The organism is Trinickia sp., assembly GCF_057351765.1.
Window position 1 is genome coordinate 1 of record NZ_JBMRBK010000079.1, and the last position, 24,115, is coordinate 24,115.

Below are 24,115 nucleotides of genomic sequence, written 5' to 3' on the forward strand. Positions count from 1 at the left end.
ACGATTTGCGATCGAAACGGGCGAAGACACGGGCTTTCATCGGTGTGGGCTGCTGTACCTCAGCAATGACGACGCCGAATTGTCCCGTTGGGCCAGTTGGGGCGACTTTGCGAAGACCGCGGGCGTGACAACTTACATGCTGGACAGCCGGCAGGCTACCGAGCGTGGGCGACTGACCGGGCGGACCTGGAAAGGCGGCGTCTTTTCGCCCACCGACGGCACGGCCGACCCCGGCAAGGCCGCGCCGGCCGTGGCAGCTGCGCTCATTAAGTTAGGCGGCAGTGTCATCCAGGCGTGCGCGGCCCGTGGCGTCGAACTGGAGGGTGGGCGCGTCAGCGGTGTCGTCACCGAAGCCGGCGTCATCAAGACCCGGACTGTGGTGCTTGCGGGTGGCGCCTGGGCGTCGTCGTTCTGCAGACAGCTCGGCATCCGTTTTCCGCAAGCATCGATTCGCCAATCGATCCTCAGCGTCTCCCCTGTGGAACATCGTTTGCCCGATGCGCTGTTCACCTCCGGCGTTTCGATTACTCGCCGAAACGACGGACGCTACGCGCTGGCCATCAGCGGGCGAGCGCGCGTCGATGTGACGGGCCAATTTCTGCGTTTCGCGCCGCAATTCCTGCCGATGTTCGCCGCGCGCTGGCGCAGCCTTCTGCCCGGGGGACTCGAGGGCGTTCGAGGCGGCCACGAAACGCTGAAACGCTGGCGGCTCGATGCGCCGACGCCTATGGAACGAGTGCGCATCCTCGATCCGAAGCCCGATCGCGCGACGGTCGCCGAAACGCATCGCCGCGCCATCGAACTGTTGCCCGAACTACGCGACGCGAAGATTACCCATGCATGGGCCGGCTTCGTCGACAGCACGCCGGACGGTGTTCCGGGAATTGGCGAAGTACCGGGCGTACCGGGATTGATCCTGGCAGCGGGCTTTTCCGGGCACGGCTTCGGGATAAGCCCTGGCGCAGGCCACCTGATCGCCGATCTCGCCACCGGTGCGGAGCCCATCGTGGACCCCACACCGTATCGACCGAGCCGATTCGCCTCGTCTGCATGGGGCAAGGTCGCCGACTTTTAGATGGCACAGGGACGCGGAGCAATGCATCCGTGGCGCCAGGCGGCGCCTGATTGATTCAACCGCGCCAGGGCACGGGGTTGAAGGCTCGCTTCGCGGCTTCCAGGAACACACGCTGACGAATGGTCAGGCCTTGGCGCGTGGGCGTCAGGGCCATGACCGGTGCAGGTTCGAGGTGCCATGCCGGCAAAATGCGCTTCAGTTTCCCCTCCGCGATCAGCCGCGCGCAATCCCATTCGGATCGCGCGACAACGCCGAGGCCGTCGACGGCCCAGTCCCTGACGACGGTGCCATCGTTCGAAGACAACGCGCTGCTCAAGCGGACCGTCACGCCCTTGCCGATGCGTTTGCCTGCAGCATCGTGCTGAGCAAAACGCAGACGCGTCACGTCTTCATCGTTTTCTCGCAAGGTCAGGTAAGGGTGCCGGGTAAGTTCGGAGGGATGCTTGAGCTTTGACAGCGAACGCGCAAGGGCGGGGCCTGCGCAAAGAATGCGGTCGTTTGGCGCCAGGAAATGTCCCACCCAGGAAGAGCCTTTGATGTGGCCGATCGAAACGACCGCGTCGGCGCCCGACGCAGACGCGAGCGGACTTTCGACCAAAATTAGCGAAATCGCCAGATTGGGGTGTGAGCGATGCAGGCCGCGGACGAGCGGCGCGACATATTCCCTGCCGAATCCGAATGGAGCCACGACGCGCAAATGACCACTTACACCAGCGGACGCTCCGGAGACGCGTGACGGAATAGACTCGATCCGCTCCAGGATCTCGATGGCTTCCTGAACAAGGCGCTGTCCTTCGTCAGTGAGCGAGAAACCTCTGGCTGCGCGCGTGGCAAGACTCACCCCCATCCGCTCCTCGATGCGCTGAAGACGTACCGTGACCGCGGGCGGCGTCAGGTCTAACAACCTCGCTGCTGCGGCAAGTGAGTGGGATACGCCGAGCGCGCGCAGCAGCTGCATGTCTTCAAGTTGAAGCATTAAGGGCCCGTTAACGATGGATTCATTGGAGATTAAACACGATAAAAATAATTTTTTCTATAGTACGTGGCACCGGCTTGCCAACAGCGTCACTCGATGGTTGCTGCAGTGTCGCCGCGAGTAGTTGCGCTTCCGGCGAAACGGAAACATTCAGTAGGGGAGATTAGTGAAACACGATTCCTTCGCGAACAGCTCGGCCTCGGCCGCGGATCTTCGGTATCGCAAGTTCGCTCCGGGCGACGTACCCGCGGCTCACGCGCTCTCGATGGCACTGGGCTGGCCATATAGGCCGGAAGACTGGCAGTTTTCCGCCAACACGGCGATAGCGTTCGTGGCCGAAGAGCGAGGTGTCGTCATTGGTACTGCGATGTGCTGGAAGTTCGGCGCCGACCGTGCCTCGCTCGGTCACGTCATCGTGTCGTCGGCGCACCAGGGCCGCGGTATCGGCCGCAAGCTGATGGAGATCGTCCTCGAAGAGTTAGGGCCACGTATCACATTCCTGCACGCGACGCTGGCCGGTCGGCCGCTCTACGAAAAGCTCGGCTTCAGCGTATGTGGATCGTTGGAGCAACATCAAGGGAATGTCGGTAAACCTCTCCCCGTTGCGTTGCTCGACGGCGAGCGACTGCGCACTGGGATCCCTGCCGACTTTCCCTGCCTCGTTGAACTGGCTTCGCGCGCCTCGGGCCTCGAGCGCCATGCGCTGTTGTCCGCAGTGCTCGAGCGCGGGGAAAGCGTCGTACTCGAACGCGATGGCGAGATCGTCGGATTCTCGGTGTTGCGGCGCTTTGGCCGGGGGCACGTGATCGGCCCTGTGGTAGCGATTCGTTCGCATGACGACGCGCGCGCAAAAGCCTTGATCGGCTACTGGCTGACCGGACGAGAGGGCGAATTCGTCCGTATCGACGTGCCCTCGGAAACAGGTTTGAGCGATTGGCTGAGCGAACAGGGACTGCAGCGCGTGGACATCTGCTCGAAGATGGTTCTCAATGCGCCTGCCCGCGAACATGTTGGCGCACCCGATCGCGCTTGCCGCTTGTACGCATTGGTCAGTCAAGCCATGCTTTAGACGTTCAGTACGGACCGGCTTATCTGCCGCTTGCACGCATAGTGTCGGGTATGAGCACGCGCCCGGCCGCTTTGGAGTTTGTCATGCATTTCGGTTCTTACTGGCTCGATACGTCCGAGCCATTCGTCAGCAACTCGCCTGACATGGACGGCGGAAGTTGCGACGTGGTCGTGGTGGGCGGCGGCATCACCGGCTCGGCGGCGGCCTTGGCGCTCGCCAAAAAAGGCGCGCGCGTCATCGTCTGCGAAGCAGGTACCGTGGGACAGGCCGCGTCGGGCCGCAACGGCGGCATGTGCAACAACGGCTTCGCGCAGGATTACGCTTCACTCTCGCAGCGGATCGGTACGGAATTGGCCAACCGGCTCTATCTCGCGTTCGACTCGGGTGTCGACATGGTCGAGAGGCTGGTCAGCGAAGAGTCGATCGATTGCGATTTTGTTCGCAGAGGAAAGCTGAAGCTCGCGGCGAAGCCGGAGCACTTCGATAAGCTTGCGAGAAGTCAGGCGTTGCTTGCCGCGAGCGTGGACCCTGATACGCGCCTTGTGACAAAGGCGCAGCTTCGTGACGAGATTGGCTCCGACCGTTATCACGGCGGGTTGATCTTCGAGAAGAGCGCCGGGATGCACGTCGGTCGTTATGTTCGTGGTCTCGCGAGAGCTGCGCAAGCGCGTGGCGCCCATGTTCTCGAGCGGGCGACAGTACTGGGGTTGCAGCGGGAACCTCGGGGCTACATCGTGCGGACGCCGCGCGCATCGATCCGCGCACCGCAGGTGCTCCTGGCGAGCGGCATCTCGCAGGTGGGACCGTTCGCGTGGATTCGGCGAAGAATCGTGCCGGTCGGGGCGTTCATCATCGTCACCGAGCCTTTGCCGGTGGACCTGATCGACCGGTTGCTGCCCACGCGCCGGATGGCGACCGACACCAAGAACTTCGTCAATTTCTTTCGTGTAACGCCCGATAACCGGATGCTCTTTGGCGGACGCGCACGTTTCGCGACATCGAACCCGCGCTCCGACGAAAAGAGCGGGCTGATCTTGCGACAGCAGATGGCCACGGTGTTCCCCGAATTGGCGAACGCGCGCATCGACTATTGCTGGGGCGGCATGGTCGACATGACCGCCAACCGCCTGCCGCGCGCGGGCCAGCGTGACGGTATCTATTACTCGATGGGCTATAGTGGCCATGGCACGCACATGGCCACGTTGATGGGCACGCTGATGGCGGAGATCATGGACGGACGCGTCGATCTGAATCCGTGGAAAGACTTCGACTGGCCTGCCATCCCCGGCCACTTTGGCAAGCCGTGGTTTTTGCCGTTCGTTGGGGCATGGTATCGAATCAAGGACACGCTGCAATGACTTCACCTGTTCGTCATCTGATGCAAGCAGGACGGCTCGACCGGTTGTACATCGACGGCGAGTGGACTGCCTCCGATCGTAGCGATCGAATCGCCGTTATCTCGCCGTCCACCGAGGACGCAGTGTGCGAGATCGCACTTGGCAACGCGCGCGACGCCGAGCGGGCAGTCCTCGCCGCGCGTAAGGCTTTCGCGGCTTGGTCGGCAAGTTCGCCGCAAGAACGTGCTGCGCTGCTCGACCGGGTTCATGCGCTGATGCTGGAGCGCGCCGAACTGTTCGCCGCTGCGTTGTCGACGGAAATGGGCGCGCCCATCAGCTATGCGCGCGCCGCACATGTGCCGCTTGCAGCCGAACATATTCGCGTCGCGCGCGACAATCTGGCCAGCTATCCGTTCAGGAAGCAAAGGGGGACGACCGCGGTCGTACGCGAGCCGATCGGCGTCTGCGCGCTGATCACGCCCTGGAACTGGCCGATCTATCAGATTACGGCGAAGGTCGGGCCGGCACTCGCAGCCGGCTGCACAGTGGTACTTAAACCTAGTGAATTCTCGCCGCTGAGCGCTTTGCTATTTGCTGAAGTCATCGCGGACGCTGGTGTTCCCGCGGGCGTTTTTAACCTCGTGAGTGGCACCGGCCCGGAGGTCGGTACGTTACTGGCGTCACACCCGCAAGTCGATATGGTGTCGATCACCGGCTCGACGCGTGCGGGCATCCTGGTTGCGCAGGCAGCTGCGCCGACGGTCAAACGTGTGGCGCAGGAGCTCGGCGGCAAGTCGCCGAACGTCGTGCTGCCCGATGCGGATCTGCCGCGTGCTGTCTCGCTGGGCGTTGCTGCCGCGTTTCGGAACATGGGTCAGTCGTGCAGCGCGCCGACGCGGATGATCGTGCCGCGTGGCGTGTTGCGACAGGTCGAAGCGTTGGCTGTCGCAGCAACGGAACAGATGATCGTTGGCGATCCGTTCGCCGACGCGACGACACACGGTCCGTTGGCCAATCGTGCGCAGTTCGGCAGGGTGCAGGAGATGATCGAAGCCGGCATCGACGAACGCGCTCTGTTGCTCGTCGGTGGACCAGGGAGGCCGGCCGGCCTGAGCAGGGGGTTCTACGCACAGCCAACGATCTTTTCCGAAGTGGGTACAAAGATGAGGATTGCGCAGGAGGAGATCTTCGGCCCGGTCATTGCCATCCTTCCCTACGACTCGGTCGAAGAAGCGATCTCGGTCGCGAACGACACGGTTTATGGGCTCGGCGCACATGTTCAAGGCGCAGACAAGGCACTGTTGCAAGCGGTCGCAGCGCGCATTCGTTCGGGCCAGGTGCATCTGAACTATCCGGCGTGGGACCCGCAAGCGCCATTCGGCGGGTACAAGCAGTCCGGCAATGGTCGAGAGTACGGGATGGAAGGCATGGAAGAGTACATGGAAGTGAAGTCGATCCTCGGGTTCTACGATTGAAACGGCTACGATACCCGACGCGATAACATGCCAGCGTCGACTCTATTCGCTTTCTAAAGGTGCCGAAATTGAATACCTCCGCAACGGTCGAGACTTCGTTGGACGCGCATCATGCGCATTGGGCGAAGTTGCGCCGCGACCTGCATGCCCATCCCGAACTGCGATTCGAGGAACGCAGGACGGCAGACGTCGTCGCACGTGAGCTCGAATCGCTCGGCTATGCGGTGTTGCGCGGGCTGGGCGGGACCGGCGTGGTCGGGAGCCTGCCCGGCGCCGACCCGCATCGTGGCATCGTGCTGCGCGCGGACCTCGATGCGTTGCCGATCCAGGAGGCCAATGACTTCGCGCACGCCTCGTGTGCGAACGGAGTCATGCATGCCTGCGGACACGACGGGCATACCGTCATGCTGCTGGGCGCCGCCCGTGTCCTGAAGCAATTGCCGCAGTTGCCCGGCACGGTTCATTTCGTGTTTCAGCCTGGAGAGGAAGGGGGCGCGGGCGCACGGAAGATGATCGATGACGGCTTGTTCGAGCGATGTCCGACGGAAGCGGTATTCGGCATGCACAACTGGCCGGGTTTGCCGGCCGGGCGTTTCGGGTTGCGCACCGGCCCGATCATGGCCGCTGGGTCCCGCTTCAGAATCACGGTAACAGGCAAAGGGGCGCATGCGGCTCAACCGCACCTGGGTCTCGATCCGATACCGCTCGCCTGTTCGATGGTGCTCCAATGTCAGACCATCGCGGCGCGGCACAAGGATCCTGTCGATCCCGCTGTGATTTCGGTCTGCATGTTCCACGCAGGCGATACAGACAACGTCATTCCGGACAGCGCCGAGTTGCGCGGCACGATTCGCACGCTGTCGTCGACTCTGCAACAAAGGCTACAGCGCGACATCGAGCTGATGTGCCAAGGACTGGCCTCGGCCTATGGCGCCCAAGTCGAGGTGACGTTTTTCCAATACTACCCGGCAACGATCAACACGCCGGCCGAAACTGCGCTCTGTGAAACGGTTATTCGCGAGACGTTCGGCAGCGAGCGCCTCGACAATCACATTCCTTCGAACATGACATCGGAAGACTTCGGCTTCATGCTCGAAGAACGGCCGGGCGCTTATGTGCTGATCGGTAACGCTACGCCGGGCGCGGCCGCCCGATCGCTACATCACCCGAAGTACGACTTCAACGACGACATCATTCCTGCCGGCGTCCGATATTGGGTTGCTTTGGCGCAGCATTATTTCGGTGCGGTATAGCGCCTGGCACTCTTTCGCAAATGACCGCGACGTCCGATTTGCTTGATACAGATCTCGAGCAGATTCAGCGATGCTGTCAGCGCTTCCCAGTCCATATGCCCATATCCGAGCAGAAAACCGCGCGCATTGGGTTCGAGCTTCGTGAAATCGCGAACGTCGTCGAACACGACGCCCTTCGATCGCAGGGCGGCTCGCAAATCACGGTCGAACGCATCGTTCTCTCCTGACACGACCACATGCAGGCCTCCCTCGTCGCCCCCTAGGGTGATCACGTCGGCGTATGGGGTCAGCCGTTCGCGTATGGCATCGCGCATCGCCCCATAATGCCGCCGCACCCTGCGCAAATGCCGATCCAGCTCCCCCGATAGGAGCAACGTTTCGACGATCTTCTGCACGGGCCACGATACATGCGTGCGCTCGCGCTCGACGCGCGCAACCAGCGCGGCGGCTGCGCACGGCGGCGCGACGATGAACCCGAGCCGAAGGGAAGGGCTGACCGCCTTCGCGAAAGTATTGACCAGCAGCGTGCTTTCCGGCGCATGGCTGAAAATCGGCGGATGATTCGTTCCCGCGTAGTGGAACTCGCAGTCGTATTCGTTCTCGATCATCAGCATCCCGCGCTTGCGCGCGAGTTCGACCAGCGCCCGGCGCCTTGGCCCCGACAGACGTCCCCCCATCGGGTACTGATGGGCCGGGGTGAGATGAACAAGGGCAGGGACTGCGTCATCTTCGACAATCCGGTCGACGACTATGCCTTCCGCGTCCACGGGCACGAAGCGCAACGATGCGCCCGATCGCAGGAACGCCGATGTTGCGCCGGCGTAGCCCGGGTCTTCTGTTGCACACAAGTCGCCGCGACGCAGCAGCGCCTGTGCGACCAGCTGAAGCGCGTGGCCGGTGCCGTGCGTAATGACGATCTGCTCGGGGTCTACGTTGACCGATCGGTGTTCGAATAGCCATTTACCGATCGCGCGCCTGAGCCCCGGCTCCCCGCCGGGATCGCCATAGCCTTCGGGCGGCAACTTCCGTCCCGCTTCACGGCAGGCATTGCGCCATACATCAAGCGGCAGGGTGCGGGCGCTCGACTGTCCGGGACGCCAGTCGAGGCGCGTACTCGCCGCTCGTTCAGGCGCAGCTTGTGCATCGGCGGCGATACGACGCAGCAGCGATGGCGCCCGACTCGCCCCCATCGCGGCCCTGCGGACTGCGGGTACATTTGCGACGACAAATGTGCCATGACGCCCGCGCCCATCAAGAATGCCTTCGGCGATCAACTCATCATAGGCGTCGACGACACAGTTGCGCGCCACCCCCAGTTGCGCAGAAAGTTCGCGGCTGGGCGGCAACCGCGCGCGGGCCGGCAGCGCGTGGCTGACGATCTTTTCGCGCAGTTGCCGTGCAATCTGCCTGAAAATCGGCACGCCCGAGTCCCGCTTCAGTTCGAGGGCGATCAGGGCCGGCAGCGCCTGCCTGGATGAACGGTCCGCAACCATAAATGATCCAAACTGATTCGACTTTGGTTCTTGAGAATCCCGCGTAAATCGACAAAATTGGCGAACCAACAATATCACGGAATCGCCATGCGCATCCGCATCATCACCGACGACTTCACAAGTGCGCTAGACGGCACGGCCTGCTTCGCGGAGCGTGGCTGGGAGACAGCCGTGCTCGTCCGTCCCGACAGCACCGCGACGGCGGCGGTCGTCAGCTTCGACACGGATTCCCGCGAATACCCCCCGGCGCTCGACCACGACGCTGTCGCAACGGCCGCGCGCGCGTGGCACGACGCGGACGTACTTGTCCTCCAGTTCGATTCGACATTGCGTGGCCGAGTCGCGCGCGATTGCTTGACGGCACTTGCCGCCTCTGGCCGGCGCAAGCTGCTCGTCGCGCCGGCGTTTCCGTCCGCCGGGCGTACGGTCGAGGAGGGCGCCGTACGAGTAGACGGCGTGCCCGTGCACGAAACGGCATTCCGACACGATCCCGTACTGCCGGTACGGGAATCCAGGATCCCGGCATTGTTTCGCGCGCATCAAATCGAGATGAAGGTCGCGCGCGACGCGGCGCACGCCCGCGCGCTGCTGGAGGTGGACGACGCCGTGGTGGTCGATGCGCGCACCGAAGCGGACCTCGATGCAATCGTGACGACATTTGCGAGGCAGCCCGATCTGCTGCTGGCGGGATCGACAGGGCTGCTGCGCGGTCTCGCACGCGTGCTCTCGCGCGCTGGTGGTGCGCCGGACGTACGCGCGGGCTGCCCCGATTACGCAGTCGCGCCTGCGCTGTCTGCCGGTCGGCCGTGGCTTGTCGTGGGCAGCCTCAATCCGCGATCGCGGCGGCAACTCGCGGTCGCTCGAGCGCAATGCGCAATAGACGTACTGGCCACCGAGGAAGCGCGTTCGCCGATCAGCAGCGTGCCGCAAGCGGTGTTGCGCGATGTCGTGACGCACGCCGTGAATGCCATTAGCAGCGGCGCCTGCGACGGGCTCGTTGTGACCGGTGGGGAAACCGCGCGGCGCATCATCGACGCGCTGCCGGTAGTGTCGTTGCGCGTGTGCCGCGAAATCATGCCGGGCGTGCCATTAGCCGAAGTTCGAACCGCGAAGGGTCGATTTCCCTTGATCACGAAAGCCGGTGGTTTCGGAGACGACGACGCCTTGGTGACTTGCATCCACACACTGACCGGAGCAAAACCATGAAGCAGAAACCAATAGCCGTCACGATGGGGGACGCCGCAGGCATCGGGCCGGAGATCATCGTCAAGACATTTGCCAACGCCGCGTTCATCGCCGAGCACCCGTCGTTCGTGATCGGCGATACGGGTGTGTTACGGCGCCAAGCCACGGCACTCCGCCTGGATCTGGCGATAAGAGAGGTCACCTCGGTCGCCGAAATCGAACCGCAGCCTGGCGCGCTTGATGTCTTGCAGGTGCCTGGCGCGAACGCACTACCGCCCGATTTGCCCGTTGGCGCAGTGAATGCCGCTGCCGGTCAGGCCGCATTCGGCGCGATCCGTACAGCTATCGATCTCGCAGTTCGGGGCGAAATCGCCGGCATCTGCACGGCGCCGATCCACAAGGAAGCGCTCGCCGCCGCAAACGTGCCTTATCCAGGTCACACTGAAATGCTCGCGGACCTCTCGGGCACGCGTGACTACGCGATGATGCTCGTCAACCCGACGCTGCGTACGATCCTCGTGACGGTTCACTGCTCCATGCTCGATGCTGTCGCGAAGCTGTCCGTGGAAACCGAACTGCGCATCATCCGGCTCGCCGATCGCGCGATGCGTGAGCTCGGCATCGAGCGTCCCCGCGTGGCGGTCGCCGGCCTCAACCCGCACGCGGGTGAAGGAGGCCTTTTCGGGCGTGAGGATATCGACATCATCGCGCCCGCGATCGAACTTGCGCGGAACGAAGGCATCGACGCCAGCGGCCCGTGGCCCGGCGACACTGTATTCATGAACGCCCGCCGCGGCCGGTTCGACATCGTGGTAGCGCAGTATCACGACCAGGGCCTCATACCGGTCAAGCTCGCCGGCGTGGAGGACGGCGTGAACATCACCGTTGGCCTGCCTTTCGTGCGTACGAGCCCCGACCACGGCACGGCCTTCGACATTGCAGGACAGGGCATTGCCGATCCAGCCAGCCTACAGATTGCCCTCCAGACCGCTCACCAGTTCGTCCAATCGCGGGCGAAGCACCCATTGTCTACCGGAGCTTGATGTGTCCCACTTCATCCTGATGTTGACCGAAAACGACGCGACCGTCAGCGACGCGATTGCAACCTACGACAGCCTGCGTGACAGCCCCGTCCGCTATGTCGGCTTCAAGGATGTCGGCTTGCCCATAAGAGACTTGAAGGAGCTCGCCCGGCGCATCCGCGCCGATGGCCGCAAAGTCATGCTGGAAGTCGTCGCAACGAGCCGCGAAGCAGAGCTGGAATCGATCGACGCGTCGCTCGAGATCGGAGTCGACTACCTGCTTGGCGGCCGCCACGTTGAAGACGCGCTGCCGCTACTGCGTGGCTCGGCAATCCGGTATTTTCCGTTCGCCGGCCGCACTGTTGGTCATCCGACCGTGCTCGAAGGGACGATGAACGAAATTGTCGAGGACGCGCGCCGCATCGCATCGATGCCCGGTGTGCATGGTCTTGACTTGCTTGCGTACCGGTTTGCCGGCAAGGACGATCCGGCCGAGCTGACAAGACGTGTTGTCGACGCGGTCGCCGTGCCCGTGATTGCCGCAGGCAGCATCGACCGCGAAACACGTGTGAAAGCGATGATTCACGCGAACACCTGGGGCTTCACTGTCGGCAGCGCGCTTTTTCAGCAAGCCTTCGTCGACCGACGCCTGTCGGCGCAGATCGACACGATCTTCCAGATCGAAGGCGTGACCGCGTAGCGGTCGAGCGGGGCTAGGTAGTGTTACTCCACTATCTTGAATACCCGATTCTTCTCAATCACACTGGCTTTCGGCAATTTGCCGTCGTCCTCCGCGTCGGGCCGCAGATGCCGCTCGTCGAGCGCCGGCCCCGTATAGCGGCTGCGCGGTCGGATCACCTTGCCCACGCGCAGTTGCTCGATGCAGTGTGCGAGAAGCCCGACGCTTCGCGCGATCGCGAACAATCCGAACGCCGCATCGCGCGGCAACTGAAGTTGCACCGACAGCATCGCAAGGGCGACGTCGATGGTCGGCCGCTGGCCGGTGAGCGTCGTGACCTTGTCGATGAAGTGCGCCAGTTCCGCCGGTGGACCGAGCCGCGCGAGCAACGCGGCCGCGCGCGGATCGCCGTCGGGGTAAAGATGATGGCCGAAACCGGGAATCGGGATCGCGGACTTCAGGTGATGATCGACCACACACGCGGCGCCTAATCGTTGCACGTCGTCGAATACCGCGCGCACGCGTCCCGACGCGTCGCCGTGCAGCGGGCCCGACAACGTTGTGAGCCCCGTCAGCAGACAGCCCGCGAGTGACGCGCCGGTCGATGCGGTGATGCGCGCGGCGAATGCTGAACTCGTGATCTCGTGATCGGTGACCAGCACCATCGCGCGGCGCAGCAGGTCCGCACTACGGCTGTCGAGGCCCCAGCCGGCCGCGAGCCGCTGATGGATCCGGAGCGGGCTTGCACTGGCATCGTCATGCGCGCCGAACGCGCGCGACACGATCGCGACGAGCTGTCCGGCCTCGGTGTGCAACGCGCGGTCGAGTCGGCCGAGCGTCGAGTGGCCGTGCGCGGCCAGCATCGCGAGCATCGTGAACGCGCATTGCCGATCGCGCTCGCCGGGCGGCAGCGCGACCGCGGGCGCGTCGAACGACACGGGCGTTGTGGCCTGCCAGAGCAGGGCAGCCGTTTCCTCGAGCGTCGCCGTATCGGCAAGCTGAATGCTGTCGCGGCCGCGATACCACGCGCGGCCTTTGGAAAACGTGGTGATGCCGCTGTAAATACACGGCTCGGCGCCGAAGATCGTGCTGGCTGCCAGCGCCGCGCGCTTGCGGCCGACCTGTTTCTTGCGGCACAGCGCGATCACGTCCTCCGCGCGATACAGGCTCTTGCGCGGATCGTCGGGATCCTGCATCACGGCGATGCTGCCGCGGCTCGCGTACGCATAGATGGTCTGCGCCCGCACGCCGAGCCGCCGCGCCGCCTCCGTCAGGGTGATCCAGTTCTGCATGGTGAGTTGCGATGGCGATGCGGTCGGCGCCCGGCCGCTTGCGCCGACTATAGACCGGGTTCGGTTGAATGTCACGGCGAGCGGCTCAGAGCTCGATACGCGATAGCTTGCCGAGCAGCACCGAGTACGACAGTGTGCCGAGGAGGCAGATCGCACCCATCAGGTTCAGCGCCCAGAAAAAGTTGCCGGTACGCTGCGTGACATAGCCAATCATCAGCGGCGTAGTGATCGCTGCGATATTCGCGGCGAGGCTCGTGATGCTGCTGGTGAGCCCGACATAGCGTTTCGGCGCGATCTCTGACACGGCCGCCCAAGACATCGAACCGATGCCCTGTGCAAAGAACGCGACGGTCAGGATAGCAATCACCAGCGCATTCGAATGCACGCAGTTGACGAGCACGATGGATGCGCCGAGGAAGGTGCCGATCACGAGCGGCGCCTTGCGCGACGACGACATGGACACCCCGCGCCGGATGCAAAGATCGGACAGATAGCCGGCGATCAGGATTCCCAACGTCGCGCCGATGAAAGGCATCGCTTGGAAGAAACCGACCTTGATCATCGACATGTGCCGCTCCTCCACCAGATAGGTCATGAACCAGGTCGTGAAGAACACCAGTAGCGTGTTGTTGCAGAACTTGCCGAGACAGATCGCGAGGATCTGCCGGTAGCCGAGCAGGCGCAGCGCCATGCGCCAGTCGAATCGATCGCGCGCGGTCACCACGGGACGCCCTTCGGTGATGTACTGCAGCTCAGCCGCATTGACGTTGCGATGCCGCGACGGATCGCGATAAAGCCGATACCAGACGACGCTGAGCACGATGCCGAACGTGCCCGTCGCGAAGAAGACGGCACGCCAGCCGAACGCCGACGAAATCCATAGCAGCAGTCCGGTGAAGAGCGGCGTGCCCACGTATTGGCCCATCACGTACACGCTCGTCGCGAAGCCGCGTTCCTGGACCGGGAACCACATCGTCACCGCGCGCGCATTCGACGGAAACGCGGGCGCCTCGAGCGCCCCCATCGCCAGGCGTGATCCAAGCAGCATGTGGTAGCCGTGCGCGAGCCCTTGCGTCAGCGTCGCCAGCGACCAGCCGACGAGCGACAGCGCATACGCGATGCGGGATCCGAGCATGTCGGCGAGCACGCCTGCGGGCAGCAGCGCAAGCGAGTAGGCGAGGCCGAACACGGCGAACAGCTCGCCCATCTGCACGCGGGTGAGCGCGAGATCCTTCGACAGCGCGGGCGCGACGATGCCGAGCGCCGAGCGGTCGACGTAGTTGAGGATAGTGGCCACCAGCAGCATCGAGAGCACGCCGTAGCGCACCCTCGATCTTCTTGCGATACTTGCGTGCGCGTCGAGCTCGCACATGACCGAAACCTGCTCTTCTGCGGTTTTCAATGTCGTCTCCTATCTCCTGATTGATGGGCCCGCGCGGTTGCCGTGTGCGCGGACGTTCGTCGGGTCAGCCGCGTCTGCCGGCGCCCGTCACCGCCGCGACTTTTTTCTCTGCCTGCATTTTCCCGACCTCGTCTTCAGTTCGTTGAACATGCAAAGAGCATTGCGCGGCGGCGATTCGCAAGCAATCTTGATTCTTTCAATCAATATCAAAGTCCCCGTCCGGACTGGGACGCGTGAGGGTTTTCCTGAGTTCGCGGATGCGTCGGTCGCGCGCTCGTACGGCGTCACAGATGACAGACGACAGACTCGGAACCGTTCGGCAAATCCGGCGACGCAATGCCGCGCGAATATGTTGATCGAACCGATCAATATTGACCCGTGCCGACTGCGCTTCGTAGGCTGTGTTCCGTTTTCCGATCCAAGGACGAGACCATGCCTAACAAGAATCGCCCCCGCCTGCTGGTTGCGCGACGCGTTCCCGCCGCGGTGGGAACGCGCGCGCAATCAGAGTTCAACGCCTATGTAACGCACGCCGACATGGATGCGGCGTCCGTCGTCGAGTTCTGCAACCGCTACCAGACGCCGGCATTGCTGATCGGCAAGAGATCGGGGCTGCAGGCCGAGCACATCGAGGCGTTGCCGTCGTGTGTAAAGATCATCGCGAACGCGAGTGCGGGTACCGACCACATGGACGTCGCCGCCGCGCACGCTCGGGGAATCGTGGTCAGCAACGCACCGGACGCGCTGACCGACTGCACGGCCGATTTCACGCTGCTGCTGATTTTGGCCGCATGCCGGCGTGCGTCGGAGTACGAGCGCATCGTGCGCGCCGGGTGGGGCAAGTCGTTCGGCATGACCGACCTGCTCGGTACGCGCGTGAACGGCAAGACGCTCGGGATCGTCGGTTTCGGCCGGATCGGTCGGGCGGTCGCGCAGCGTGCGCGAGGCTTCGGAATGAAGATCGTCTACACCGACCGGCGGCCCGCACCGCCCGAGATCGAGGCGGGTGCCCGCTATTGTGCGGATCTGGACACGCTGCTGCCGCAGTGCGACATCCTCTCGCTGCACGTGCCGGGCGGCGGCACGCCGTTGATGACGCGCCGTGAGTTCCGATTGCTGCGCGACGGTGCAGTGTTCGTGAATGCCGCGCGCGGCAGTCTCGTCGACGAGGATGCGCTGTACGATGCGTTGGCGTCGCGTCGGTTGTTCGGTGCGGGGCTCGACGTCTATCGGAACGAGCCCAATATCGATCCGCGCTTTACCGCGCTCGACAATGTGTTTCTGTCGCCGCACATGGCGAGCGCGACGATCGAGACGCGCGACCAGATGGGGTTCACCGCGCTCGACAACGTCGCTGCGGTGCTTGATGGGAGGGCGGCGCCGAACGCGCTGTGAAGGCAGCGTAACAGCGCGCTCTGCAACGACTTCGGCCTCGACAAACGGAGCGCTGCCGCATGCGATTACTGATGCGGCAGTGGCTCCGGAGCGAACCTCGCGAACATCGGCAGATTTCCAGTGCGTCGTCTGCGCGGTGCGGGCAGAGGTCGCCTGTGTTATGTCCTATTCGCTCGTCGCTTGCGAAGCGTATCGCGGACTACCGTTCGATATCGGTGGGTGTTCCCTCGCATTGCCCGCCAAAACACAGGTTCCAGCTGGCGGAAGTTCGTTCGGCCTTCGCCCGGCGTCTATGCTTGATTGGCGCATTCGCACAATATGACCAAGGAGGCGTGTCATGAAACTTGCGCTATGTGTCGCCATCGTCAGCACGCTGTTCGGGGTCCAACTGGCGCAGGCTGCCTGCCCCAACGACGCCGTCTTCCTCGCTCTCCAAGATCAGATTCGCGGCTACTCCTTGCGCGCCAATGGAGCGACCGAGCCCTGCCAGGTGCTGCAAGGGCCGCTCACCACCCTCGAAACCGCCGGGCCGATGGTGATCAGCAAGAACCACTTCTTTCACGTCGCGCAGTTTCTCACCAACAGCACCGTCGACATCTTTCCGCGGAAGGCCGAGGGCAATGAGGCGCCCAGTCGCTCGTTCATGTTGACGATGACGAACGATCTGCTCAGCATCGCGGTGGACTCCTACCTCAACGACTTCGTCCTGAGCGTTCGCCCCTCCGAGGCAGGTGTGTACGTCGTTCCCAACAACAGTTCCGGGCCTCTGGCCAATCCGATTCACCTTACTGATCCGAATGTCATCCAGTACGCGAGCGTCGCCGTTGACAACGAGGACAATCTGCTGATTGCGGGTTATGACATACGGGGGGCGGCGATCATCGACACGTTTGGCACGAGCCGGAACATTACCTCGCCGCCGCTTCTGCGCAGCCTCACGGGTAGCAAAACTGGCCTGCTGCCGGGTGCCGGAGTTTTTGCGAGGAGCAACATGACGCTCGCTGTCGATCCCGGTACGGACGAATTATTCGTCTACAACGCGACCAACGACCTGACGCAGATCCAGGTGAGCGTTTTCGCCGCCAAGGCGAACGGCGACGTGCCGCCGGTACGGACAATCAGCGGTCCAGCCACGGGAATCAGTGGCCCTAGCGCACCGGGAGGAAACAAGATTGCCATCTCCTCCGACGGGCGGCTCTTTGTTTCCGAGCCGAACCTGCGCATTCTCGCGTTCGCGCCGGGGGCAAGGGGCAATGTGGCGCCGTCTCAAGTCATCGAGGACTCCACCCCCGGTCCGGTCACCCAGGGCGGGATCGCGGTCCGGTCGAGAGGAGGCCGGCAAGATGATGGAAATGACGATGCAGCGCGTTGAGGCTGGAGATCCGGGCGTGAGCATCGGCATCTATGCAGGCGTGCTGCAGGCGCTTGGCCTCCTAGGCGGATTACAGGAGGTTGCCGACGCTGCCCACGATACAGTGGGGCAGTCGTTGGCTAGCGCGGCGTTGCCTCAGCGCGTCCGGCTGCCGCGTGGCAAAGGGAAGGGCGATCATGGCTGATGTCACAGCAAAGCGAGCATTGATCCTCTAGTGCAGTCCAACAACGGTCGTCAACTGCGGAGCATGACATTCGGTATCGCTGGCGGTATCGAGGTACCGTGATCCGCGAGAAGCCGTCCCCGTAAGGGGGGCCACGCACTGGATTGCCAATCGAGAGGGAACGGGGCCTCAAAATTCCTGAGGGTTGAGATCACAAATAAATCACGCGCGCGCAATTCTAAATTGCCCGGTGCGCCTTATTTAGAATGATTCTCGTGGCCGCCGCGCTGCTGAAGATAAAACTCCATGTGTGCCAAGACTACGTCGAGCCCTACAGACAAAGCCGCCTGTGGAATATTCACAACGTATCCACTAAGGCGTACGTTTGCCCGCAAGATTGCCCTAGTTAACGGACCGCACTTTGCCAAATAGTCGTCCGGATTGCGCAGCGAGACACCCAGATACTTTTGTCGCGAACTGCGGGAGGTCAAAGCAATAATCCTCGCGTCTGTAATATCTGCCCATCGAATTAATCCTACTGATGCAGCCGACGCCTGGTCCGCGAGCCCTTCATTGTTGATGATAATTGCGGGCTTTCTCCACAGTAGCCGGGATAGGTAGAACAAACCGCATGCACTAAAAAACGGGATGCCGGTAGCTACTGCTATCGTCGAACTGACACTCATCGAGGCTGGATTTCGCGCCAGCAATAGTACACACAAGACAGCGAGGAGAAATGAGCCGAATAGCAAGGCGGTGAGCTTTCCGCGGCTTTGGTAAACGATGATGGGTCCCATCAATTTCTAATGTGCGCTCGTGAATGTGATCCGGAAGCCCGGGTAAGTTCGTTTAAGGGCAGAACGCATCGCCCACACGCTTGCGGGGATCGCGCATGCCATACCGACTAGTACGACGTGCGCTGGGTGACGTCCAACACCCAGCGCGCCTTCCACGACGCCGACGAGAAAGCCGACAAAGAGTGCGAGAAAAAAACCAACGAGCACCGCTCGCCAAGTAAACGCCCACCAAACACGCGTTGCCGCACCCCACGTCCAGTCGCCTTGCCTCACGTACCGCTCCTCGTCGGCTTTTATGTATTGAATATCGGCAGATTTGCCTATGGCTTTAGACTTCGTCGATGGCCGTCGCGGACTCGCTCTGCGCTCACATCGCATCCGGCATTGGCCGAAGATCGCCCAGAACGTAGATGCGGCGAGCCTGTCACGAGCTATACCGGGATAACGACTTGCCTTCCCCACTAGGCAGCGTACGCAGATACTATAAATATTCGGTCAGCGTGGAGACCATCATCGTCACGGCAACGCGACTGGGCAAGCCCGCAGCGGTTCGTCCGGCCTCAATTGTCACAACTTGATCCGGGGCCTTTGCCATGGACGAACAGACCGTCGAAGTCTACTCCGCAGGCGCGAGCCGATTTGCGGGTGAGTGGCGCGATCAGCCCCCGCCGACTGACATGTACGCGCTGTTGCATCGCTACTTCACCTTGGGCGGCACAACTGCCGACATCGGTTGTGGCGCTGGCCGTGACGTTGCGTGGCTAAACGATCACGGCTTCCCCGCCGTTGGCTTTGAGGCCGCCGAGGGGCTACTTGCGCAAGCCACGGCCGATTATCCGTCGCTGGTTTTCAAGCGTGCCGCGCTTCCCACGCTGGACACCATCGGCAGAGAAACATACGACAACGTATTGTGCGAAACCGTCATCATGCATTTGCCACCAGATGAAGTTACCCAAGCCTGCGCACGCCTATTCAGTGTTCTCAGGCCCGCGGGGACGCTGTATCTAAGCTGGCGAGTGGCACAAACGGCTTCAACGCGCGATGCCGCTGGCCGACTCTACGCTGGATTCGACGCGGCACTGGTCAGGAATGGGCTTGGCGATGCGGAATTCTTGCTTGATGCCGAGACAGTGAACCAGTCTTCGGGCAGGCGGGTGCATCGACTTATTGTGCGGCGGCGGTGATTGACGCTGCCGCGATCAGACGCGCCATCGAGGCCGTCACAGAAACTCGCTGCTGAGTAGCTAAAGGCCGCTTTCGCATAACATGGCCAGTCTACGTTCCGCTGTCGTGCCCCAACGTTTCCTGGAGGAAGGCGATAAAACTGGCCAGCTTCGGTGGCATGCGCGCATCGGGCAAATGCACCACATGGATGGGCCAGGTCTGCGCCGGCCAGTCGGGAAAAAGACGAACGAGCCGACCCGCATCCAGATCTTCCTGCAGCATTACCTGAGGTTGAAAAACCACCCCCAGTCCCGCGAGCGCGGCTTCGCGAAGCGCGAGTCCGCCATTGACATCGAGACGGCCACGCACTGCGACGCGCTCCACGCCATTGCCACCCGGACGTAGGAAACGCCATTCGCGTTCGGGTCCACTCGCGACCATGAAAGCCAGGCAGTTGTGCTGCGCCAGATCGGCCGGCACCTGCGGCCGCCCATGGCGCGCCAGATAGGCCGGTGATGCGCAGGCGATACGCGGCGAATGGCTCAACGGCCGCGCAATCAAGCCCGAGTCCGGTAGTACCCCGGCGCGGATGGCGGCGTCGAAACCTTCTTCCGCCAGATCGACGAAACGATCGCTAAGGGACAGCTCGACCTGAACCTCGGGGTAGCGGTCGAGGTACGCGGAAAGCGCCGGTACGAGCACACGCGTGCCATAGATAACCGGGGCGCTCACCCGCAACCGGCCACGCGGGTTGCTCTGCATTTCTCGCGCGTCCATCTCGGCGGAGTCCACCAGCGCCAGGATTTCAAGGCATCGCGAGTGATAGCGCTTGCCGAGTTCGGTCAGGCTTTGACGCCGCGTCGTGCGATTCAGCAGCCGGCCTGCGAGCCGTCGCTCCAACTCGCGGATATGGTTGCCGACCATCGTGGGCGTCATACCGCTGCCTTCGGCCGCGGCGGTAAAGCTGCCGCGCTCGACCACGCGTGCAAATATCGCCATGCTGGAGAATCGATCCATTCGCAAGCTCTATTAAGGAGTGTTCGAAGAAATACGGCGTTTATCAAGAAAGGCTAAAGAATAATACTCGGGTGATGGCTTCACTCACAATCCACTGCGAGGACTCACCATGACTATTGCAAGCACGAACCTTCAGCATCAACACGTCGTCCTGCTGGGCGGCACCTCGGGAATCGGCCTTGCCACGGCCCAGGCCGCGCTGGCAGCCGGCTCCTCGGTGAGCGTTGTTTCATCGCGCAGTGAGCGAGTCGCCGAAGCCGTCGCGAGACTCGGCGACCGGGTCAAGGGATACACGGTCGATCTGAGTAACGAGTCCGCCGTGCGCGCGTTGTTCGGGCAAGTCGGCGCGTTCGACCATCTGGTCTACAGCGCGGGGGATTCGTTGAAAATCGGGGCGCTCGCCGACATGGACCTCGCTACGGTCCGTCAGCTTTTCGAAGTGCGAGTATTCGGCGCAATTGCCGCCGTCAAACATGCGGCGCCGTATCTCCGTCCCGGCGGCTCAGTGGTGTTGACCAGCGGTATTGCGAGCTTGCGGCCACAACACGGTTGGGTGGCGCTGGCCAGCGTCTGCAGCGCGATGGAAGGTCTCACACGGGCACTCGCGGTGGAATTGGCGCCTGTTCGCGTCAACCTTGTGAGTCCCGGCTTGGTGCGCACGCCGCTGTGGGATAACTTGCCGGAATTCGAGCGCGAAGCGCTCTACGCCGCGAGCAGCGCGGCCTTGCCAGTCGGTCGCGTCGGCGAGGCCGAGGACCTTGCGCAAACGTACGTCTATTTGATGTCCAATCGCTATGCTACGGGGCAGACCATCATTGTGGACGGCGGTGGCGTGCTGGTCTGATTAGCAACGGGCTCTAAGAAAGCGATAGCCGCTATACCCTGAAAGCTGCCGAAGACGTCACGCTTCGTCGAACGACGCCAGCGGGTCGACTTCGGTCCGTCGTCATGGACCGCGTTCGGCCATGAGACGTCATTCCGGCGACTTGCCGTTCGGACATTCGAACGTCGGCTGCGCCCGGCTATCGGCCATTCGACGCAGCGAAACATCCGGAGACGCTCGTTCATCGGTCGAACGCGATCAAGTCCTTGAAGATCAGGTGACCCCAGCTTTTCCCGCGCGCATGCACAAGCAGTCCGCCTTCAGAAAGCCCGCCGAGTTGGATGGGCGCGAAACCGAGCTCTTGCGCAAGCGCACCAATCTCCGCTGCGGCGCCGTCATCGTCGCTCGCCAGAAACACGACCCTCCTGCCACCGTGTACGGCCGGATCCTGGTCAAGGACGGCAGCGACCAGATGGTTGAAGCCTTTCACCAGCCTGGCTCCGGTGAACGCCTTCGCGATGAAAGTAGAGGACGGGAGACCGCCCAGTTCCTCAAGCGGGGCCTGCGTGTTCATCGCGTCGATGACTGTCTTCCCCTTCCAGTCGGGCAGTGCTTTTACCACCTCCCGGTGCGATTCAAAACGGACTGCCAAAAAGATGATGTCCGCCTTGACGGCTTCCGCCAGGGTTTTGGGAATAATCGTGGGTCCGATCGCGGCCGCATCGGCTGCAAAGCTTTCCGGGTCGCGCGTGGTTGCAACGGCCACTTCGATGCCGTTGCGGGCGAACGCCTTGGCAAGTGCGTGGCCGATCTTCCCGAAGCCAATGATGGCGTAATTCATATGTTTCTCCTTCGTCTCTCGGCGCGGTCAGAGCTTGTAGCCGCCGCTCGCTTCAATCGTTTGGCCGGTCACCCAATGGCCTTTCCAGTCAGTCTGTTCATGTCATGCATCCTTCGAAAGAAAAGTGACCAACACGATTCTGGACCTCTTGATTCATGAATCCAATTGACCGAATATCTATAAGTGCCATCTATTTTCTAGATATATATGCTCGACAACGTCACCATCAATCAACTTCGGGCGTTCGTCGCCGTGTGTGACGAAGGAAGCTTTTCCGGGGCTGCTCGGGAGCTGAGACGTGCACAGTCGGCGATCAGTCACGCGATCAACGCGCTCGAGAGTGCCTTTGATGTGGTGCTGTTCGAGCGCAACACCCGCAAAGCGACGCTTACGGCTGCGGGCCGCAGTCTCCTGCCTGATGCTCGTGGGGTGATCTCGCGCACCGACGAAATGAAGATGCGCGCGGTTTCGATTGCTGAAGCCGGGGTTCCACAGGTCTCGATTGCCGTGGACACCTATTTTCCGCGTGCGCACCTGATTGAATGCCTGCGCACCGTGCAGGCGGACTTTCCAACGGTTGCAATCAATCTGCGCATGACGACCATGCAGGGCGGCGAGCGTTTGGTTTTCGAAGCCACCTGCGCATTGGCTGTGACAATCGCGGACGTGCCGGAGCTGAGCCCCGGTAGCATAGAACGGCAGTATCTATGTGAAGCGCAAATGGTGACCGTCTGTGCGCCATCGCATCCGCTGGCCGCAATCGCGGGGCCGATCCCGCGGGAGGAATTTGGCCGGCACATCCAGCTCGTCGTCACCGACAATCAGCCCGATGCGGAAAAGACACAACAGGGGGTCGTCAGTGAACGCCAGTGGCGGGTGAATGACCTCGGCGCGAAGCACGATCTGCTCAGGGGAAGCTTGTGCTGGGGGCACATGCCGCATCATATGGTGGCGGTTGACCTCGCGAATGGAACACTTGTCGAACTCCAACGTCGCGCATGGCACATGCGTGCCCTCACGTTCATGATCTCGCACCGGCGCGGGTATTCGTTTTCCAAATGCGAGACACGGCTCGTCGAGCTCCTTGGCAATCGTCATCCTTCGCACGGGGTGGGAAGACCAACGCCGGCGTAGTGCGCGGTCGCTGATTCGAAAGGGCGAGTGACCCGCGCTCCTCACGTTGGGGCTGCTTCTACTGCCTCGCTCACTGTCATCAGGTTCACCTGGTTGAAAAGGGCATTGGTACGGCGTCAGATCGCTCCCACAGGGTCTTCAGATGGTCGACGAACCATTTACCCGCAGGTCCCGGCGGCTGCGACGGCTGGTGATACACCGACATGGTCAGCATCCAGCCGCTGGGCGGCGTGTCGTCCACGTCCAGCACCACAAGCGTACCTGCCGCGATGTCCTTCTCGACCATGTGCAAGGGCATCCCTCCCCATCCCACGCAGTCTTTAAGAAACGCATATTTTGTGGACAGGTCCGCGAGACGCCAAGTCGAAGCCGAAGCAACCCCGAAGTCACGGCCAGCGGTGAGATCGGACCGGTCCGTCAGCACTAGTTGGACATGTTTAGCCAACTCGCGCCGCGGGATTCGATGGCCCACGCTCGCGAGCGGATGGCATGCCGCAGCAACGGCGACCAGTGGCAGTTGGCCAATTCGCTCGCTGACCAATGATGGAAAGGGCTGTGGCAGGGGCGGCAGGATGCCCAAACTACATCGCCCATCGAGAACGGGTTGATACGCCGCTCCCAAGCCTTCGACGAAAAGCCGGAGCGGCGTCAACGGAAACCGCTCTGCGAATGCCTTCGCGACGGCACTGACCACTGCCGTCGGGAAGAAAACATCGACTACCACCGATAGTTCCGCCTCCACGCCCGAAGTCATCAGCCTAGCGCGTGCCTTCAGCGTGTCCACGCCGGCAACGATGTTGCGGGCGTCGGCGAGCAACTGCACGCCCTCCGGCGTGAGCTTCGGGAATCGGCCCGTGCGGTCGAATAGCACGACGTCCAGTTGATCCTCCAGGCCGCCGACCCAGCCGCTCACCGCTGACTGCACACGGTTGAGCTTGCGGGCGGCCGCCGAGAAACTGCCCTCATCCACGGCGGCGATGAAGGTTCTGAGTTGATCCAGCGAGATCCCATCCAGCATTGGTGCGCCATCCATCTCTGAGGTAGATGGATTGTATCTCGATATCCCGGCTTCCCAGATGCGTGGCGTGCTGCGATGATTTTCTCCCAACGCAGCGACGTTCTTGTGAAGCGCATCAGCCCAGGAGTTTTTA

Annotated in this window: 22 protein-coding genes; 14 read left to right on the forward strand and 8 right to left on the reverse strand. The window is 62.4% G+C overall.

Annotated features, from left to right (window positions below; all coding sequences use genetic code 11):
* Positions 1-1,075: NAD(P)/FAD-dependent oxidoreductase (locus ACO1XS_RS21995; RefSeq protein WP_486391704.1), on the forward strand; the 1,075-nt coding region annotated here is incomplete at its 5' end.
* 55 nt (positions 1,076-1,130) lie between these two features.
* Here the strand turns inward: ACO1XS_RS21995 and ACO1XS_RS22000 are convergent.
* Positions 1,131-2,051: a LysR substrate-binding domain-containing protein gene (locus tag ACO1XS_RS22000; protein ID WP_331569004.1), complete on the reverse strand. Its 921-nt coding sequence runs from the start codon at positions 2,049-2,051 to the stop codon at positions 1,131-1,133.
* A 265-nt stretch (positions 2,052-2,316) separates the two neighbouring features.
* Here ACO1XS_RS22000 and ACO1XS_RS22005 point away from each other — a divergent pair, with 265 nt between their 5' ends.
* From ACO1XS_RS22005 to ACO1XS_RS22020, 4 genes are all read left to right on the forward strand, one after another.
* Positions 2,317-3,120 carry a GNAT family N-acetyltransferase gene (locus ACO1XS_RS22005; RefSeq protein ID WP_414720221.1) on the forward strand — a complete coding sequence of 268 codons (804 nt, stop codon included), beginning with the start codon at positions 2,317-2,319 and terminating at the stop codon, positions 3,118-3,120.
* An 83-nt stretch (positions 3,121-3,203) separates the two neighbouring features.
* Entirely contained in the window at positions 3,204-4,478 is a 1,275-nt protein-coding gene (locus ACO1XS_RS22010; protein WP_486391705.1) for an NAD(P)/FAD-dependent oxidoreductase, read from the forward strand.
* Positions 4,475-5,932, forward strand: coding sequence for an aldehyde dehydrogenase family protein (locus ACO1XS_RS22015; protein ID WP_486391706.1), 1,458 nt, complete (start codon positions 4,475-4,477; stop codon positions 5,930-5,932). The genes ACO1XS_RS22010 and ACO1XS_RS22015 overlap by 4 nt, the downstream gene beginning before the upstream one ends.
* 68 nt (positions 5,933-6,000) lie before the next feature.
* Positions 6,001-7,185, forward strand: coding sequence for a M20 aminoacylase family protein (locus ACO1XS_RS22020; RefSeq protein WP_414720219.1), 1,185 nt, complete (start codon positions 6,001-6,003; stop codon positions 7,183-7,185).
* On the opposite strand, the gene pdxR is transcribed toward ACO1XS_RS22020, so the two are convergent.
* Entirely contained in the window at positions 7,167-8,678 is a 1,512-nt protein-coding gene (gene pdxR / locus ACO1XS_RS22025; RefSeq protein ID WP_486391707.1) for a MocR-like pyridoxine biosynthesis transcription factor PdxR, read from the reverse strand. The two genes, ACO1XS_RS22020 and pdxR, sit on opposite strands and share 19 nt — an antisense overlap.
* Positions 8,679-8,765: 87 nt before the next feature.
* On the opposite strand from pdxR, the gene ACO1XS_RS22030 reads away from it, so the two are divergent.
* The 3 genes from ACO1XS_RS22030 to ACO1XS_RS22040 are packed head-to-tail and all read left to right on the forward strand — an operon-like array spanning position 8,766 to position 11,585.
* Positions 8,766-9,884 (forward strand): four-carbon acid sugar kinase family protein, encoded by a 1,119-nt coding sequence (locus tag ACO1XS_RS22030; RefSeq protein WP_486391708.1) that lies wholly within the window; start codon positions 8,766-8,768, stop codon positions 9,882-9,884.
* Complete coding sequence (gene pdxA / locus ACO1XS_RS22035; protein WP_331568991.1) at positions 9,881-10,906, forward strand: 4-hydroxythreonine-4-phosphate dehydrogenase PdxA; 1,026 nt, start codon at positions 9,881-9,883, stop codon at positions 10,904-10,906. Before ACO1XS_RS22030 ends, pdxA begins: the two co-directional genes overlap by 4 nt.
* Positions 10,815-11,585: a beta/alpha barrel domain-containing protein gene (locus ACO1XS_RS22040; RefSeq protein WP_486391709.1), complete on the forward strand. Its 771-nt coding sequence runs from the start codon at positions 10,815-10,817 to the stop codon at positions 11,583-11,585. Before pdxA ends, ACO1XS_RS22040 begins: the two co-directional genes overlap by 92 nt.
* 23 nt (positions 11,586-11,608) lie before the next feature.
* Here ACO1XS_RS22040 and ACO1XS_RS22045 read toward each other — a convergent pair whose 3' ends face one another.
* Together ACO1XS_RS22045 and ACO1XS_RS22050 are read right to left on the reverse strand one after the other, a co-directional pair.
* On the reverse strand, positions 11,609-12,856 hold the full coding sequence (locus ACO1XS_RS22045) for a citrate/2-methylcitrate synthase (protein WP_331568987.1): 1,248 nt from the start codon (positions 12,854-12,856) through the stop codon (positions 11,609-11,611).
* Between the two features lie 85 nt (positions 12,857-12,941).
* Entirely contained in the window at positions 12,942-14,258 is a 1,317-nt protein-coding gene (locus tag ACO1XS_RS22050; protein WP_486391710.1) for an MFS transporter, read from the reverse strand.
* 432 nt (positions 14,259-14,690) lie between these two features.
* Here ACO1XS_RS22050 and ACO1XS_RS22055 point away from each other — a divergent pair, with 432 nt between their 5' ends.
* From ACO1XS_RS22055 to ACO1XS_RS22065, 3 genes are all read left to right on the forward strand, one after another.
* Entirely contained in the window at positions 14,691-15,653 is a 963-nt protein-coding gene (locus ACO1XS_RS22055) for a 2-hydroxyacid dehydrogenase (RefSeq protein WP_331568985.1), read from the forward strand.
* Positions 15,654-15,990: 337 nt separating this feature from the next.
* Positions 15,991-17,025, forward strand: coding sequence for a hypothetical protein (locus ACO1XS_RS22060; RefSeq protein WP_331568983.1), 1,035 nt, complete (start codon positions 15,991-15,993; stop codon positions 17,023-17,025).
* On the forward strand, positions 17,012-17,209 hold the full coding sequence (locus ACO1XS_RS22065; RefSeq protein WP_331568981.1) for an XRE family transcriptional regulator: 198 nt from the start codon (positions 17,012-17,014) through the stop codon (positions 17,207-17,209). The genes ACO1XS_RS22060 and ACO1XS_RS22065 overlap by 14 nt, the downstream gene beginning before the upstream one ends.
* 236 nt (positions 17,210-17,445) lie before the next feature.
* Here ACO1XS_RS22065 and ACO1XS_RS22070 read toward each other — a convergent pair whose 3' ends face one another.
* On the reverse strand, positions 17,446-17,985 hold the full coding sequence (locus ACO1XS_RS22070) for an STM3941 family protein (RefSeq protein ID WP_414720218.1): 540 nt from the start codon (positions 17,983-17,985) through the stop codon (positions 17,446-17,448).
* A gap of 593 nt (positions 17,986-18,578) precedes the next feature.
* Here ACO1XS_RS22070 and ACO1XS_RS22075 point away from each other — a divergent pair.
* Complete coding sequence (locus ACO1XS_RS22075) at positions 18,579-19,169, forward strand: class I SAM-dependent methyltransferase (protein WP_486391711.1); 591 nt, start codon at positions 18,579-18,581, stop codon at positions 19,167-19,169.
* A 91-nt stretch (positions 19,170-19,260) separates the two neighbouring features.
* On the opposite strand, the gene ACO1XS_RS22080 is transcribed toward ACO1XS_RS22075, so the two are convergent.
* Positions 19,261-20,166 carry a LysR family transcriptional regulator gene (locus ACO1XS_RS22080; RefSeq protein ID WP_486391712.1) on the reverse strand — a complete coding sequence of 302 codons (906 nt, stop codon included), beginning with the start codon at positions 20,164-20,166 and terminating at the stop codon, positions 19,261-19,263.
* Between the two features lie 109 nt (positions 20,167-20,275).
* Between ACO1XS_RS22080 and ACO1XS_RS22085 the strand changes: the two genes are divergently transcribed.
* Entirely contained in the window at positions 20,276-21,010 is a 735-nt protein-coding gene (locus ACO1XS_RS22085) for an SDR family oxidoreductase (RefSeq protein ID WP_486391713.1), read from the forward strand.
* Between the two features lie 220 nt (positions 21,011-21,230).
* On the opposite strand, the gene ACO1XS_RS22090 is transcribed toward ACO1XS_RS22085, so the two are convergent.
* Entirely contained in the window at positions 21,231-21,830 is a 600-nt protein-coding gene (locus ACO1XS_RS22090) for an NADPH-dependent F420 reductase (RefSeq protein ID WP_486391714.1), read from the reverse strand.
* A gap of 207 nt (positions 21,831-22,037) precedes the next feature.
* On the opposite strand from ACO1XS_RS22090, the gene ACO1XS_RS22095 reads away from it, so the two are divergent.
* Positions 22,038-22,964 carry a LysR family transcriptional regulator gene (locus ACO1XS_RS22095; protein ID WP_486391715.1) on the forward strand — a complete coding sequence of 309 codons (927 nt, stop codon included), beginning with the start codon at positions 22,038-22,040 and terminating at the stop codon, positions 22,962-22,964.
* Positions 22,965-23,049: 85 nt separating this feature from the next.
* Here the strand turns inward: ACO1XS_RS22095 and ACO1XS_RS22100 are convergent, their stop codons facing one another.
* Positions 23,050-23,982, reverse strand: a complete 933-nt coding sequence (locus ACO1XS_RS22100; protein ID WP_486391716.1) for a LysR family transcriptional regulator — start codon at positions 23,980-23,982, stop codon at positions 23,050-23,052.
* Positions 23,983-24,115 lie beyond the last annotated feature (133 nt).

Bases quoted from the DNA above. Each gene is read 5' to 3' on its own strand.
- ACO1XS_RS22000 (WP_331569004.1), bottom strand. From the start codon at position 2,051: ATGCTTCAACTTGAAGACATGCAGCTGCTGCGCGCGCTCGGCGTATCC.
- ACO1XS_RS22005 (WP_414720221.1), top strand. From the start codon at position 2,317: ATGGCACTGGGCTGGCCATATAGGCCGGAAGACTGGCAGTTTTCCGCC.
- ACO1XS_RS22010 (WP_486391705.1), top strand. From the start codon at position 3,204: ATGCATTTCGGTTCTTACTGGCTCGATACGTCCGAGCCATTCGTCAGC.
- ACO1XS_RS22015 (WP_486391706.1), top strand. From the start codon at position 4,475: ATGACTTCACCTGTTCGTCATCTGATGCAAGCAGGACGGCTCGACCGG.
- pdxR (WP_486391707.1), bottom strand. From the start codon at position 8,678: ATGGTTGCGGACCGTTCATCCAGGCAGGCGCTGCCGGCCCTGATCGCC.
- ACO1XS_RS22030 (WP_486391708.1), top strand. From the start codon at position 8,766: ATGCGCATCCGCATCATCACCGACGACTTCACAAGTGCGCTAGACGGC.
- pdxA (WP_331568991.1), top strand. From the start codon at position 9,881: ATGAAGCAGAAACCAATAGCCGTCACGATGGGGGACGCCGCAGGCATC.
- ACO1XS_RS22045 (WP_331568987.1), bottom strand. From the start codon at position 12,856: ATGCAGAACTGGATCACCCTGACGGAGGCGGCGCGGCGGCTCGGCGTG.
- ACO1XS_RS22055 (WP_331568985.1), top strand. From the start codon at position 14,691: ATGCCTAACAAGAATCGCCCCCGCCTGCTGGTTGCGCGACGCGTTCCC.
- ACO1XS_RS22060 (WP_331568983.1), top strand. From the start codon at position 15,991: ATGAAACTTGCGCTATGTGTCGCCATCGTCAGCACGCTGTTCGGGGTC.
- ACO1XS_RS22065 (WP_331568981.1), top strand. From the start codon at position 17,012: ATGCAGCGCGTTGAGGCTGGAGATCCGGGCGTGAGCATCGGCATCTAT.
- ACO1XS_RS22070 (WP_414720218.1), bottom strand. From the start codon at position 17,985: ATGGGACCCATCATCGTTTACCAAAGCCGCGGAAAGCTCACCGCCTTG.
- ACO1XS_RS22075 (WP_486391711.1), top strand. From the start codon at position 18,579: ATGGACGAACAGACCGTCGAAGTCTACTCCGCAGGCGCGAGCCGATTT.
- ACO1XS_RS22080 (WP_486391712.1), bottom strand. From the start codon at position 20,166: ATGGATCGATTCTCCAGCATGGCGATATTTGCACGCGTGGTCGAGCGC.
- ACO1XS_RS22085 (WP_486391713.1), top strand. From the start codon at position 20,276: ATGACTATTGCAAGCACGAACCTTCAGCATCAACACGTCGTCCTGCTG.
- ACO1XS_RS22090 (WP_486391714.1), bottom strand. From the start codon at position 21,830: ATGAATTACGCCATCATTGGCTTCGGGAAGATCGGCCACGCACTTGCC.
- ACO1XS_RS22095 (WP_486391715.1), top strand. From the start codon at position 22,038: ATGCTCGACAACGTCACCATCAATCAACTTCGGGCGTTCGTCGCCGTG.
- ACO1XS_RS22100 (WP_486391716.1), bottom strand. From the start codon at position 23,982: ATGCTGGATGGGATCTCGCTGGATCAACTCAGAACCTTCATCGCCGCC.